12 protein-coding genes are annotated in these 13,566 nt (G+C 49.3%); 3 read left to right on the forward strand and 9 right to left on the reverse strand.

The window, feature by feature from the left end; translation table 11 throughout:
- Window positions 1–55: 55 nt before the first annotated feature.
- From nusB to lpxD, 8 genes are all read right to left on the reverse strand, one after another.
- Window positions 56–475 carry a transcription antitermination factor NusB gene (nusB, locus tag DS731_RS14050; RefSeq protein ID WP_119501924.1) on the reverse strand — a complete coding sequence of 140 codons (420 nt, stop codon included), beginning with the start codon at window positions 473–475 and terminating at the stop codon, window positions 56–58.
- Between the two features lie 11 nt (window positions 476–486).
- The gene (ribH, locus tag DS731_RS14055; protein ID WP_119501925.1) at window positions 487–960 is read right to left on the reverse strand and encodes a 6,7-dimethyl-8-ribityllumazine synthase; all 474 of its coding nucleotides are present in this window, start codon (window positions 958–960) and stop codon (window positions 487–489) included.
- A gap of 85 nt (window positions 961–1,045) precedes the next feature.
- Window positions 1,046–2,146 carry a bifunctional 3,4-dihydroxy-2-butanone-4-phosphate synthase/GTP cyclohydrolase II gene (gene ribBA, locus DS731_RS14060; RefSeq protein WP_119501926.1) on the reverse strand — a complete coding sequence of 367 codons (1,101 nt, stop codon included), beginning with the start codon at window positions 2,144–2,146 and terminating at the stop codon, window positions 1,046–1,048.
- An 18-nt stretch (window positions 2,147–2,164) separates the two neighbouring features.
- Window positions 2,165–2,830, reverse strand: coding sequence for a riboflavin synthase (locus tag DS731_RS14065; protein WP_119501927.1), 666 nt, complete (start codon window positions 2,828–2,830; stop codon window positions 2,165–2,167).
- 21 nt (window positions 2,831–2,851) lie between these two features.
- Window positions 2,852–3,973, reverse strand: coding sequence for a bifunctional diaminohydroxyphosphoribosylaminopyrimidine deaminase/5-amino-6-(5-phosphoribosylamino)uracil reductase RibD (gene ribD / locus DS731_RS14070; protein ID WP_119501928.1), 1,122 nt, complete (start codon window positions 3,971–3,973; stop codon window positions 2,852–2,854).
- An 8-nt stretch (window positions 3,974–3,981) separates the two neighbouring features.
- Window positions 3,982–4,431 (reverse strand): transcriptional regulator NrdR, encoded by a 450-nt coding sequence (gene nrdR / locus DS731_RS14075; protein ID WP_119501929.1) that lies wholly within the window; start codon window positions 4,429–4,431, stop codon window positions 3,982–3,984.
- Between the two features lie 102 nt (window positions 4,432–4,533).
- Window positions 4,534–5,790 (reverse strand): serine hydroxymethyltransferase, encoded by a 1,257-nt coding sequence (glyA, locus tag DS731_RS14080; protein ID WP_119501930.1) that lies wholly within the window; start codon window positions 5,788–5,790, stop codon window positions 4,534–4,536.
- Window positions 5,791–5,983: 193 nt separating this feature from the next.
- Window positions 5,984–7,021: a UDP-3-O-(3-hydroxymyristoyl)glucosamine N-acyltransferase gene (gene lpxD, locus DS731_RS14085; RefSeq protein ID WP_119501931.1), complete on the reverse strand. Its 1,038-nt coding sequence runs from the start codon at window positions 7,019–7,021 to the stop codon at window positions 5,984–5,986.
- A 219-nt stretch (window positions 7,022–7,240) separates the two neighbouring features.
- Here lpxD and ettA point away from each other — a divergent pair, with 219 nt between their 5' ends.
- Both ettA and DS731_RS14095 read left to right on the forward strand, forming a co-directional pair.
- Window positions 7,241–8,914 (forward strand): energy-dependent translational throttle protein EttA, encoded by a 1,674-nt coding sequence (gene ettA, locus DS731_RS14090; RefSeq protein WP_119501932.1) that lies wholly within the window; start codon window positions 7,241–7,243, stop codon window positions 8,912–8,914.
- 143 nt (window positions 8,915–9,057) lie between these two features.
- Window positions 9,058–9,459, forward strand: a complete 402-nt coding sequence (locus DS731_RS14095) for a PilZ domain-containing protein (RefSeq protein WP_232373373.1) — start codon at window positions 9,058–9,060, stop codon at window positions 9,457–9,459.
- Between the two features lie 4 nt (window positions 9,460–9,463).
- Here DS731_RS14095 and radA read toward each other — a convergent pair whose 3' ends face one another.
- The gene (gene radA / locus DS731_RS14100) at window positions 9,464–10,828 is read right to left on the reverse strand and encodes a DNA repair protein RadA (RefSeq protein ID WP_119501934.1); all 1,365 of its coding nucleotides are present in this window, start codon (window positions 10,826–10,828) and stop codon (window positions 9,464–9,466) included.
- A 167-nt stretch (window positions 10,829–10,995) separates the two neighbouring features.
- On the opposite strand from radA, the gene DS731_RS14105 reads away from it, so the two are divergent.
- Window positions 10,996–13,524 (forward strand): PilZ domain-containing protein, encoded by a 2,529-nt coding sequence (locus tag DS731_RS14105; protein ID WP_119501935.1) that lies wholly within the window; start codon window positions 10,996–10,998, stop codon window positions 13,522–13,524.
- The last annotated feature ends 42 nt before the right edge of the window (window positions 13,525–13,566 follow it).

Raw genomic sequence — 13,566 nt, forward strand, 5'->3', positions numbered from 1 at the left:
CCGGTTAATTCAGTGTCGTCGTGTCATTACGTACAGGTACGTAAATAGATCGCTGTTAACGCTCGTGCTGACGTAACGTCTTCACCGCTTTATCTAACGCACCATTGATAAACTTATGGCTTTCTTCGGCACCAAAAGATTTAGCAAGTTCAATGGCTTCGTTAATAATTACGCGATAAGGCACGTCCATGCGCTCAGTTAATTCATAGGTAGCAATACGCAGAATCGCTTTTTCGATAGGATCCAGTTCTTCCGGTAAACGGCCAAGGTATGGCTTAATTTTTACGTCTAATGCTTCTGCATTTTCCGCAACACCGCGCAACATGGCCTGGAAATACACCATGTCGACTTTCTGCATATCGTTACTGGTCGCAAGTGATAACTCCACCTGGGCGATATCGTTCTTGCTCATTTGCCATGAATAAACACCCTGAAGGGCAAGTTCTCTGGCTTTATGACGTGCGGATACTTTCACGTAACCCCCGGTTAAAGATCGTTAAGCGCTGAAACAACGTTCACCATCTCAAGGGCACCCAGTGCAGCTTCTGCACCTTTGTTCCCCGCTTTGGTACCGGAACGCTCAATAGCCTGTTCGATAGAATCTGTAGTGATAACACCGAAAGAGACCGGAATACCATACTCCAGTGATACCTGCGCCAGACCTTTGTTACACTCACCGGCAACAAAATCAAAGTGAGGCGTACCACCGCGGATCACCGCACCCAAAGCGATAATCGCATCGAACTGGCCTTTTTCTGCCAGTTTTTTTGCTGCTACAGGTAATTCATATGCACCCGGCACGCGAACCAGTGTGATGTCATTGTCGCTGACTTCACCGTGACGCTCTAACGTATCCAGCGCACCTTCAAGCAAGCTTTCTACAACAAAACTGTTGAAACGTGACACAACAATCGCGAATTTCTTGCCTGTCGCGCGAATATTACCTTCAATTACCTGCATGGTATTCCACCCCTATGAAAAAACGGCGCGCAGTATAGCATAACTGCGCGCAAACTAAATCGAATGTTCACGAATTACACGGGAACTAATTATGAATGTATTCCACCACATCCAGTCCGAAGCCGGACAACGCGTGGTATTTGACCGGCTTGCTGAGCAAACGCATTTTTTTGACGCCCATAGTCGCCAGAATCTGACTGCCAACACCTACTGTACGTGACGAACCGGTCCAGGTTTTTCCTTCAGGCTTTTCACCGCGGTCTTCTGCAGCAAATTGTCTGACCTGCCCTTCCAGGTCTTCTTCTTTACCCAGCACCACCAGCACACCACCTTCGTCTGCAATGCGCTTCATGGCATCAGGTAAGGTCATGGTGCGGTTTATCGCGCGGGTAGAACCCAGTAAATCGCTCAGAGTATTATGCAAGTGAACACGCACAAGTGTAGGTGTTTCCGGGTCAATGTCACCTTTCTTCAGCGCAAAGTGAATCTGATTATCGATAACATCTTTAAAGGTATGCAGTTCAAACTCACCATATTCCGTAGGCAGGCTGCACTGGGCAACTTTCTCTATAGTGGTTTCGTTCAGATTGCGATATTCAATCAGATCCGCAATTGTGCCGATTTTTATATCGTATTTTTCGGCGAATTTTTCGAGCTCAGGACGACGGGCCATGGTGCCGTCTTCATTGAGGATCTCGACAATAACAGCAGCTGGCTCACAGCCACCAAGACGGGCAAGATCGACGCTTGCTTCGGTATGACCTGCACGGTTCAGCACACCGCCTTCTTTAGCAATTAACGGAAAAATGTGGCCCGGCTGCACAATGTCAGTTGCTTTAGCATCTTTACCTACCGCGGCCAGAATCGTGGTCGCGCGGTCTGCAGCAGAAATACCGGTGGTTACGCCACGGGCTGCTTCAATGGAAACGGTAAAGGCGGTATGAAATTGTGCGCCGTTTTTATCTACCATCAGCGGTAAATTCAAACGTTCACAGCGCTCCTGCGTCATGGGCAGGCATACCAGGCCGCGGGCATGAGTAACCATAAAGTTAATCGCTTCCGGCGTCACATGCTCAGCGGCCATGATGATATCGCCTTCATTCTCGCGATCTTCATCGTCCATCAGGATAACCATTTTACCCTGACGGATATCTTCAATTATTTCAGCTGTGGTGTTGAGTGCCATAATTTCACTTATGTAGGGTTATTTTCTAAGAAAACCATTTTCGGCCAGGAAGGCCATACTAATGTCTTTTTTGGTGGTCTTTTCTGCTGCCTTGTCACCCATCATCAGGCGTTCCAGATAGCGGGCAACCACGTCTACTTCCAGATTGACCCGGCTGCCGGCTTTATACGTGCCGATCACCGTTTCCTGAAGGGTGTGAGGGATGATCCACAACATTAATTCATTGCCATCCACCTCATTCACAGTCAGGCTGACGCCGTCCACCGTGATACTGCCTTTATGGGCAATATACTTTGCTAACTCAGTGGGGGCAGAAATCCAGATTTCAATGTAAGTGCTGTGTTTAACAATCTTTTTTACTTCACCAACGCCGTCCACATGGCCGGATACAATATGACCACCGAAGCGATCTGTGGGGCGCATGGCTTTTTCCAGATTCACGGTACTGCCGGGTTTATAATTGGCAAAACCGGTGTAACGGATGGTTTCGGCTGACACGTCAGCACAATAATAATCTGTACCGAAGTCGGTTACTGTGAGACAGACACCGTTTGTGGCAATACTGTCGCCAAGGGCCACATCAGACATATCCAGCTTTTCTGACGACACAGTCAGCTTGATGTCTTCGCCCCGGTGATCAAGAGACTGAATCGTCCCCAGGGCCTGAATAATTCCGGTAAACATCGTATACCCTCTACAAAAGCGTTACTTAATTATATCGTATGACAAGCGGATATCAGGGCCGGTTTGCCGTACGTCAGTCAGTGACAGTACCGGCGTTTCATCCAGCGACACAAATTCATCCAGCGTGAGCATGCTTTGTGCTTTGTCACCTAACAGTTTGGACGCCTGATACACCACAAGCCGGTCAACTTCACCGGCAGTAAACAATGCACCGGCAAGACCCGGGCCGGCTTCCACCCACACATCATTAATTTGTCTTTCTCCCAGCTTCTCCATGAGCTGAGACAGGTCTATGTAATTGCCACGCATAGATACGGCCAGTGCCGGGACACTGGTTTGCGGCGCAACTGGCTGACCGGTTACCCGCAGGGTTTTATGTCCGTCTGTGAATAATTGCAAATCGTCCGGCAACCGGTTGTGGCTGTCTATCACGACCCTGAGCGGCTGCCTTACCGGCGAGACAGGGTAATCAGAAAAGTTGGCTTCATTTTCCCTGACCAGCAAAGACGGATTGTCGGCCAGTGCAGTGCCACTGCCGGTTAAAATGGCACAACTGGCAGCACGGTGTAATTGCACATCGCGGCGGGATTCAGCACTGGTGATCCACTGGCTGACGCCGTTAGACAAGGCTATTTTGCCATCAAGACTGATACCCAGTTTCACCGTTACCCGCGGTTTGCCTGATATCATGCGTTTGATAAATCCGGGGTTCAATGCTGCCGATTCGGCCGCCAGAACATCAGACACCACATCAATGCCGGCATCCTGAAGTTTTTTTATACCCCGGCCGCTCACCTGAGGGTTCGGATCAGTCATGGCGATAACCACCCGGCTGACACCAGCCTCCACTAACGCATCGGCGCAGGGAGGTGTTCGCCCGAAGTGACTGCAGGGCTCAAGTGTGACATAAGCCGTACCGCCACGGGCCTTATCGCCTGCTTCACGAAGAGCATGCACTTCCGCATGGGGTGTGCCGGCCTGTATATGGTAACCCTGTCCAGCTAAGTCGCCGTTACTGTCGAGAATAATACAACCGACACGGGGATTCGGAGATGTGGTGAACTGACCCTGCGTGGCCAGTCTGATGGCTTTCGCCATCCAGGCGTAGTCCTGAGAAATGGAAACAACTGACGTGGTTTTCATGGCGGTTATCAGTCTCCTAAACGGGCAATTTCCTCACCAAACTCACGAATATCTTCAAATGAACGGTACACTGACGCAAACCGCACATATGCGACTTTGTCGAGCACCTTCAGTGCATCCATAATCAGATTACCGAGGAATTCACTGGAAACTTCCCGTTCACCGGTAGCACGCAATGCAGACTTCAGCGACAAAATCACTTCTTCCACTTTCTCCGTGCTCACAGGGCGCTTTTCCAGTGCCCGCTGCAACCCGGCGCGTAGCTTATCTTCATTGAACGGCTCTCTGGAACCATCCCGTTTAATGACTCTCGGCATCACTAATTCAGCACTTTCAAAGGTAGTAAAGCGCTCGTGACAGATAACACATTCGCGACGGCGACGTACCTGATGCCCTTCTGCCACCAGACGGGAATCGATAACTTTGGTTTCCTGTGCCGAACAAAACGGGCAAAACATAGCAGGTCCTTTTAACAACAAAGCCGCCAGGCAGCACAGGCTGCTCTGACGGCATCAACTCTTACTGACTAAGAGCGGGAAATTTCATACTGATAAAGCGGCTTACCCGTAAACCGGGAATGCTTTACACAGTTCTACAACTTCACCTTTAACACGCTCAACAACACTTTCATCACCCATGTTGTCCAGAATGTCGCAGATCCAGGTCGCAACCTGTTTCGCCTGCTCTTCTTTGAAGCCACGACGGGTAATCGCCGGACTACCGATACGCAGACCACTGGTCACGAACGGTGAACGCGGATCTTTTGGTACAGAGTTTTTGTTTACTGTGATATTCGCACGGCCAAGCGCGGCATCAGCGTCTTTACCTGTGATATCTTTCTTAATCAGATCCAGCAGGAACAGGTGGTTTTCAGTACCGCCTGACACTACGTCGTAACCACGCTCCAGTACCACTTCAACCATGGCTTTTGCGTTTTTCACAACTTGCTGCTGATATTCTTTAAATTCAGGCTGAAGGGCTTCTTTGAACGCTACCGCTTTAGCTGCAATAACGTGACACAGAGGACCACCCTGGTTGCCCGGGAATACTGAGCTGTTCAGCTTCTTGTAGATCTCTTCGTCGCCACAGGCAGACAGGATCAGACCACTACGTGGACCCGCAAGGGTTTTGTGAGTCGTGGTAGTCACTACGTGTGCGTGAGCCAGCGGGCTCGGATATACACCGGCAGCAATCAGACCGGCAACGTGTGCCATGTCGACCAGCAGGTACGCACCTATTTTGTCTGCGATCTCACGGAAACGGGCCCAGTCAACCACTTTTGAATAGGCAGAGAAACCACCGATAATCATCTTAGGCTTGTGCTCTAAGGCCAGTGCTTCAACCTGCTCGTAATCGATTTCGCCGGTTTCTTCATTCAGACCATACTGTACCGCATTGTAGGTTTTACCTGAGAAGTTTACGTGAGAACCGTGAGTTAAGTGACCGCCTTCAGACAGACTCATACCCAGAACAGTATCACCGGCATTAATTAGAGCCATAAACGCAGCAGCGTTGGCCTGAGAGCCTGCGTGGGGCTGAACGTTGGCGTACTCAGCACCAAACAGTTGCTTAGCACGGTCAATCGCCAGTTGCTCTACCACGTCTACATGCTCACAACCACCATAGTAACGCTTACCGGGATAACCTTCTGCGTACTTATTCGTTAACTGAGAGCCTTGCGCCTCCATGACACGTGGACTGCAATAGTTTTCTGATGCGATGAGCTCAATGTGATGCTCCTGACGCTCAGCTTCTTTGGCCATGGCATCTGCCAGTTCCGGATCGTAATCCGCAATAGTCATATCGCGAGGTAACATGAAGGCTCCTTACTCTGCGTTTTATGGACAGCTAAAAAATGAGGGGCATATTTTAGTCATTTTAAGCCGCATGTATACTGCTTTATGCCCGTTTCGTTTATATCCGCAGCGGCAGCATTTCTTAACACTGCCCTGTCGCTTATACGCCGCGGCCTGCGGCCATATATAACGTTTAATTACAATTCAGAAAGATTTAACCTTTTTCCAGCGCTTTCACACGGTTAAAGAGATCATCGATCTGACGGGTCCGTACAGTCACTTTACGCCAGTCGCGGTTTTTCATGGCCGGCTGACCGGATGAATAAACGCCGGACTCGGTAATATCCTGCACAATCATGGTATAACCGGTTACCTGCACATTATCGCAAATGCTGATATGTCCATTCACACCACAGCCTCCGCCAAGTATGACGTATTTGCCGATATGACAACTGCCTGCAATGCCTGTAGCGCCGCAAATACAGGAGTGATCACCAATGATACAGTTGTGTCCTACCTGTACCTGGTTATCGATAATCACATTCTTACCGATGATGGTATCTTCCATAGCGCCACGGTCGATGCTGCTTGAAGCACCAATTTGGGAATCATCACCAATCTGCACACTGCCGGTTTGCGGAATGGGCAGCCATGTTCCTTGGTCGTTTGCGTATCCAAAACCTGCCGCACCAATAACGGTCTGGCTGTGAATAGTCACCCGCTTACCAATCACAATATCGTGATACACGGTGACGTTGGGATAAATTGTCGAACCCTCACCAATTTTCGTGCCTTTACCAATCACGGTATTTGCGCCGATTCTAGCGTTATCACCCAGCATGACATTATCTTCAATAATGACATTGTGACCCAGCGACACATTGGTTCCCAGCGTGGCAGAAGAAGCCACAACGGCTGTTTCAGCGATACCGGATGCCACCTCAGGTGTGGTGTCGAACAACTGGGCTATGCGGGCAAAGGCTGCGTGGGGATTACTGTGAACCAGCGCAGGAACCGGGCAGTCGTCCAGCATTTTCTCATTCAGAATCACCGCTCCGGCGGCCGTATCAGCCAGTTGCGACTTGTATTTTACGTTGGTCAGAAATGAAATCTGGTGGCCTTTCGACCCGGCCAGAGTGCCCACACCACTCAGCTTTGTTTCGTTGATACGGGTTTCATCACCCGCCACACTGCCACCCACGTGGTCCGCCAGCTCAGTTAAAGTGTATGTGCGTTTTGCGTGTGCCGTCATAGCTTAACCTGTTAGTCAATTTCCTGTGTGTATGGTAATGCAAAATCGCGGATTCGTCCTGACCCTCACCATTAATTTCCTGCCATCCGCCATGTAAACGTTCAAAATTAACCCATTATTGAAAATCACTGCTGGCTTTACTGGTCAGATTGAGGACAAAGCGAGTACAATAGATGGCATATCATTTACTTATATTGAAGCAAGGACACTGTTCGGAACATGTCATCACAATACGTATATTCCATGCACAGGGTTGGCAAAATTGTGCCACCCAACCGTCATATTTTAAAAGATATCTCTCTGAGCTTTTTCCCTGGCGCCAAAATCGGCGTACTGGGTCTCAACGGTGCGGGTAAATCTACCCTGCTCCGCATCATGGCCGGCGTGGACACCGAAATAGAAGGTGAAGCCCGCCCGCAACCGGGTATCAACATTGGTTACCTGCCACAGGAACCTAAACTGGACGAGTCCAAAGACGTTCGCGGCAACATCGAAGAAGCGGTTGCTGACGTAAAACACGCCCTTACCCGTCTTGATGAAGTGTATGCCGCCTACGCCGAAGCAGACGCCGATTTTGATGCGCTGGCAAAGGAACAGGGTGAACTGGAAGCGATTATTCAGGCGAAGGATGGTCATAACCTGGACAACGCCCTGGAACGTGCTGCGGATGCCCTGCGTCTGCCGCCATGGGACGCCGATGTTTCCAAACTGTCCGGTGGTGAACGCCGCCGTGTAGCACTATGCCGCCTGCTGCTTGAGAAGCCGGATATGCTGCTGCTTGACGAACCGACTAACCACTTAGACGCAGAATCTGTTGCCTGGCTGGAACGCTTCCTTCACGACTATGAAGGTACCGTAGTAGCCATTACCCACGACCGTTATTTCCTTGATAACGTTGCCGGCTGGATCCTGGAACTCGACCGTGGCCACGGTATTCCGTGGGAAGGTAACTATTCTTCCTGGCTGGAACAGAAAGAAGCCCGTCTTGCCCAGGAAGAACGCACTGAAAATGCCCGCGTGAAATCTATGAAGCAGGAACTGGAGTGGGTGCGCTCGAACCCGAAAGGCCGTCACGCCAAATCTAAAGCACGTATGGCCCGCTTTGAAGAAATGTCCACGTCTGATTACCAGAAGCGTAACGAAACCAATGAGCTGTTCATTCCACCGGGTGAGCGCCTGGGCGATAAAGTCATTGAAGTAAAACACCTTAAAAAAGCTTACGGTGACCGTGTACTTATCGATGATATGGACTTCGTGGTACCGAAAGGCGCTATCGTCGGTATTATCGGTCCTAACGGTGCCGGTAAATCTACCCTGTTCAAAATGATTTCAGGGCAGGAGCAGCCGGACGAAGGTGAAGTGGTTATTGGTGATACCGTTCATCTGGCCAGTGTGGAGCAGTTCCGTGACCACATGAATGACAAGAATACCGTGTGGAAAGAAATCTCTGACGATTCTGACATTATCCGCATCGGTAACTTTGAAATTAACAGCCGCGCTTACTGCAGCCGCTTTAACTTCCGTGGCAGCGACCAGCAAAAATTCATCGGCGATCTGTCCGGTGGTGAGCGCAACCGTGTTCACCTGGCCAAATTGCTGAAAGCCGGCGGCAACGTGTTGCTGCTCGATGAACCGACCAACGATTTGGACGTTGAAACCCTGCGGGCACTGGAAAATGCCTTATTGGAATTCCCCGGCTGTGCCATGGTTATCTCGCACGATCGCTGGTTCCTCGACCGCGTAGCCACGCATATCATTGACTACCGCGATGAAGGTAAAGTTAACTTCTTTGAAGGTAACTACACCGACTACGAAACCTGGCTGAAAGAAAACTTCGGACAGGATGTGGTAGAGCCGCACCGCCTGAAATATAAGCGTATGGCGAAGAAGTAATACACAGGCCCCGCATTTGCGGGGCTTTTACTATCTGGTTGATTAATTTTCCGGCTTTCGCAGGATTAATTTGAACGATCAGGTTGACCTTACCCCGTTGTTTACACTAATAATTAAGGGGTAAGTTATCAGGAAGAACAATTGTGGATAAACGACAGTTTCAGCGTGTAGATTTAAAGGTACCGGGAGAGCTCAGTCTCCACGGTAACAGCATACCTGTTACTGTTGAGGATGTATCACTGCAGGGCCTGCGCCTCAGCGCTGCAGAAGCCATGCTGGACATGTTGCCCTTCGACAGTCACGACCCTTACACTGTGATGTTTAAAGCAAATCCCGACAGTCCGTTAATGACACTGTATCTGATCCAGCTTTACCGCCAGTCTCCGCAAAAAGCCGGCGTCATTTATATCGGCTGTAAAGTCGATCACATCGATGTGGAATGTCTGGCCGAACTGCGCCGCCTGATCAACCTGAACAGCGGCGACGATGCGCTGAGCGAAAAAGACATGGACGCCCTGCTTAATGCAGTCTATCCCGGCAACTGAATGCTTAGCTGAGTGCATCCAGCGCTTCTGACAATTGACTCACAGGTACCACCTGCAATCCTGCTACCGGCTGTTTGGGCGCATTGGATTTGGGTACAATAGCCCGTTTAAAACCGTGCTTGGCGGCTTCTGTGATACGCTCACTGCCGTTCGGTACCGGTCTGATTTCACCGGCCAGACCCACCTCACCAAATACAATCAAATCCTTTGGTAAAGCACGATTGCGGAAACTGCTGACCATCGCCAGCAATAAGGCTAAATCAGCACTGGTTTCTGAAATTTTTACACCACCCACCACGTTAACAAATACGTCCTGATCGTTCATCTGCACATTACCGTGACGGTGCAATACTGCCAGTAACATGGCAAGCCGGTTTTGTTCCAGACCGACTGCAATCCGGCGGGGATTAGCCATCTGTGAATAGTCCACCAACGCCTGAATCTCTACCAGCAACGGTCTGGTGCCCTCCCAGACTACCATCACACTGGATCCCGGTGCCTGATTTTCCCCCCGGCTGAGGAAAATAGCAGAAGGATTGCTGACTTCTTTAAGACCTCTTTCCGTCATGCCAAAAACGCCAAGCTCATTAACAGCCCCAAAACGGTTTTTATGACTGCGTAATGTTCTGAAGCGCCCGTCACTCTCACCTTCCAGCATCATTGAACAGTCGATACAGTGCTCAAGGACTTTCGGGCCGGCCAGATTGCCATCTTTCGTTACGTGGCCAACGATAAACATGGCGATATGATGTTGTTTCGCAAAACGAGTCAGATAAGCGGCGCTTTCTCTCACCTGCGATACGCTGCCCGGAGCAGACTGTACATCAGCCACATTCATTACCTGAATCGAATCAATAACCATAATTTTAGGCTGCTGTGTCAGTGCCAGTTCGCAGATAGTCTCCACATTGGTCTCTGCCAGCATCATCAGCTTATCAGTGGGTAACCCTAATCTTTGGGCACGCATGGCCACCTGTTGCAACGACTCTTCACCGGTAACGTAAAGCGCGCTGCGTTCTTTGGCTAACTGACACATCACCTGCAGTAACAATGTACTTTTACCGGCACCGGGTGAACCGCCTATCAACATAGCCGCGCCGGGTACAATGCCACCGCCAAGTACCCGGTCCAGCTCTTTGAAGCCGGAGCTGAATCTGGGTAATGCTTCCAAATCGATGGCATTAAGAGGCTCTATACGGGCATTCGTCTGACCGGCGTAACCACTGAATCCGGCCTTTGCTGTTGTAGCAGGGGAAACCACAAACTCTGAAATGGTGTTCCAGGATTTGCATTCGCTGCATTGTCCCTGCCACCTTGGAAACTCTGCGCCACAGTCAGAACAGACGTAGGCTGTTTTACGTTTTGCCATTTGAATTAATTTAAAGGTATTATTTTGCGCTATTCTAACGTTATTATGAAGGCACTGCATACCGGATTAAAGTAGGGATGGAGTCCGGGTAAATGTTCACTTACAGTCTCAGCGAAGTCTGCCGATAAGAAATACAACAGGGCAGCCAATTAAGATCAGTAGTTAAAATGGAAAAAGAACTTCAGCAATATGCAGACATCATAGAGCAGCTGAAATCATCAATCGGCGCCCCTGAATTCAATCAAATTTTGATGCAACTGACGCAGAACCTTCCGTCAGAAAAACGCTTTCTCATCAAAATGGAGTTGAAAAGACTGGCCAAGCCCTGTGTACGCTCAATTGATCTGCGCGGTCAGGTGGACGGTGAATGCAAGCTTTTCGAATACCGTGGCAGGAAGCACTATCTCGATGACGTTGCCATAGACGTTTTTAACCGCCAGGTGAATATCTTCGGAAATTACACCTTTGGTGTTTACGAAACGGTGATGGCAACAGAAAATAACTTCAGAGTGATGCGGGAGCGGGCTGAACAACAAGCTCTGCAGGGCACGGTTAAATCTGACGCTGAAACCAAACAGGAAAATCTTCATCAGTACTCCATTCCTGTTGTTAATTTGCTGAACTATGCTCACCGTAATCAGGAACGGATGAACTTTGCTGTCGCAGTTGAAATACAGGATGAGAGCGGCAGTCAGTACAAAGCCAGCAGTGTGGATATTTCTACCGAAGGGCTCAGGTTGAAATTACCGAAAGAATACCGCTTCCGGCCAGAACAGAAGTTACACATATTCTTCCGGGGCCTGGAAGATGAGTTTGCCATGGATAAGCGCTCGGGTATTGTTTATGAGGTCATCACCACCAAGTTTGAAAAATCAAATTATTACCTCATTCTGAAACGCAACCGTCAATTCCCTTCCCCGTCATTCGACAAGTTTCTCGATAACTTCATTCACGGTAACAAACGCCGTTATAAGGTTAACCTGACGAACACCATTGATGCCATCATCAATAAAACTGCAGAGCAGTATATTTCCCCCTGTAGTCCTTCGCTTCCGGTATTCATCGACAGTATCAATGACGCATTACTTCCCCGTTATGCCATGCTCAACACCATCAACAAGGATATCCTGGATTACTGGAAGGATGAGACCGGTGAGATCAAACTGGGCTACTTGCTGAAACCTTCGCGACTGGCAAAATTGCAGGCTGATGCAGATAAACATAACGAACTGTATGTTTATTGTTTCACCCACATCCAGAACGGTGCAGTGTACTTCTACTCGGCGTCCACACGTGAACTGGAACAGAAAGAATCACTCAAGTCTGTTTTCATCGGATTTGGTTCCCGGAAAGTCAGCTGGCGGGTATTTAAACTGACAATGAGCACCATGTCACCGGATGAAGCGCATTGTCCGCTTTCTATTCCGGATGACGCAGGCAGTGTGGCAAAGAAACAAAACACGCCGCCTTCAGCCCGGCTGATGGCAAAACTAAAACGTCTTCAATACCTTGTGCATATTACAGATATCACCTCTGAAAGCGGTCAGCGGCAATATGCGGCGTTAAAATTTGACCGTAGTCACCTTGCTCATTTACGCATTTTTGCTCACCCCAGAAATAAGCAACCTGCCCCTATCCGCCCTTACCGTTATCGTTTTCAGGAACAACGGATGGAAACCCGCTACATTCTGCGGTCGCCGGTTGTGTTAAGTGGCCTGGATGAAACCATACAGTGCAAAGGGATTTCTGAAGATATCTCCATATCCGGCCTGCGCCTTGAAATTCCCGGCGAGTTTGACGGAGAAAAAGGCAGCCTGGTGAAAATTGCGCTGCCTGAACTGCAAGCGCTGACAACCAAACACGATGTGACCGGTTTGATTTACGAAGTAGTTTATTACAATACTGACCGCAATATTGTGCACCTTCGTGCCGCTGAAGGTGAACCGGGCGCTGCAGCCAGAAAGTTTTTTGATAATCTGATCAAGCAGAACAAACAGGCACTGAAAACCTATCCGGAAGAAGAAGAAATTCCGGGTATCGGTCACGCCCTGCGTTGTATTAACGCCCGTCACACACCTAATTTCGCTTTTCTGCTGGCCAAAAACGGTATCCGCTACGAGGCGGATATGGCTGTCATGAACGGGTTGAATTCTGTGTCAGCACGCATGCTGACCCATTTCACCGGCAGTGGTAAAACCAACGTTGAGTTTCTCTACCGGGATAAGAACCTGGAAGCTCCGCTCATGCTTCATGGCATTAAAACCATGAGGCTGGAAAATCAACCATTACGCCAGGAGCTTTTTATTGCTTATGATCCGGCCCGTAAAAACAGCAAACTGGCCATATTGCCTAAGCTGGATAAAGATTTTGCCAATGATGACACCAGAAAGTCCTTTATCACTGAAGCACTGGCAAGAGGTCACTTTATTGCCATGCAGGTTATTTTAACGACCACAGGTAAACCGGATCTGGACATGCTGCAAGCCGAATTAAGCTATGTCAGCATGTACGCATTACACCGCGCTAAAGAACTGGAAGAGAAAATCTGGGGTATGGGCGCATCTGTGCACCTTGTCGACATGACCAGCGAAGTAATGATGCGTTTTGGCTATGACAAAGCAACCATTTCCCGTAACAGTCAGCTAAAGGCCATCAGCGAATCGACTGCGCAGATTGAAAAAATCCTCAACAATTAAACAAAGAAGGCATGCTCATGGCATGCCTTCATCGCTTTTACT

This window comes from Alteromonas sp. RKMC-009, from assembly GCF_003584565.2.
Classification (GTDB): domain Bacteria; phylum Pseudomonadota; class Gammaproteobacteria; order Enterobacterales; family Alteromonadaceae; genus Alteromonas.

Excerpts from the sequence above, each read along its gene's own strand:
- nrdR (WP_119501929.1), bottom strand. The coding sequence starts at position 4,431 with ATGTTTTGCCCGTTTTGTTCGGCACAGGAAACCAAAGTTATCGATTCC.
- glyA (WP_119501930.1), bottom strand. The coding sequence starts at position 5,790 with ATGTTACCTCGCGATATGACTATTGCGGATTACGATCCGGAACTGGCA.
- DS731_RS14065 (WP_119501927.1), bottom strand. The coding sequence starts at position 2,830 with ATGTTTACCGGAATTATTCAGGCCCTGGGGACGATTCAGTCTCTTGAT.
- ribH (WP_119501925.1), bottom strand. The coding sequence starts at position 960 with ATGCAGGTAATTGAAGGTAATATTCGCGCGACAGGCAAGAAATTCGCG.
- ribBA (WP_119501926.1), bottom strand. The coding sequence starts at position 2,146 with ATGGCACTCAACACCACAGCTGAAATAATTGAAGATATCCGTCAGGGT.
- radA (WP_119501934.1), bottom strand. The coding sequence starts at position 10,828 with ATGGCAAAACGTAAAACAGCCTACGTCTGTTCTGACTGTGGCGCAGAG.
- ettA (WP_119501932.1), top strand. The coding sequence starts at position 7,241 with ATGTCATCACAATACGTATATTCCATGCACAGGGTTGGCAAAATTGTG.
- ribD (WP_119501928.1), bottom strand. The coding sequence starts at position 3,973 with ATGAAAACCACGTCAGTTGTTTCCATTTCTCAGGACTACGCCTGGATG.
- lpxD (WP_119501931.1), bottom strand. The coding sequence starts at position 7,021 with ATGACGGCACACGCAAAACGCACATACACTTTAACTGAGCTGGCGGAC.
- DS731_RS14105 (WP_119501935.1), top strand. The coding sequence starts at position 10,996 with ATGGAAAAAGAACTTCAGCAATATGCAGACATCATAGAGCAGCTGAAA.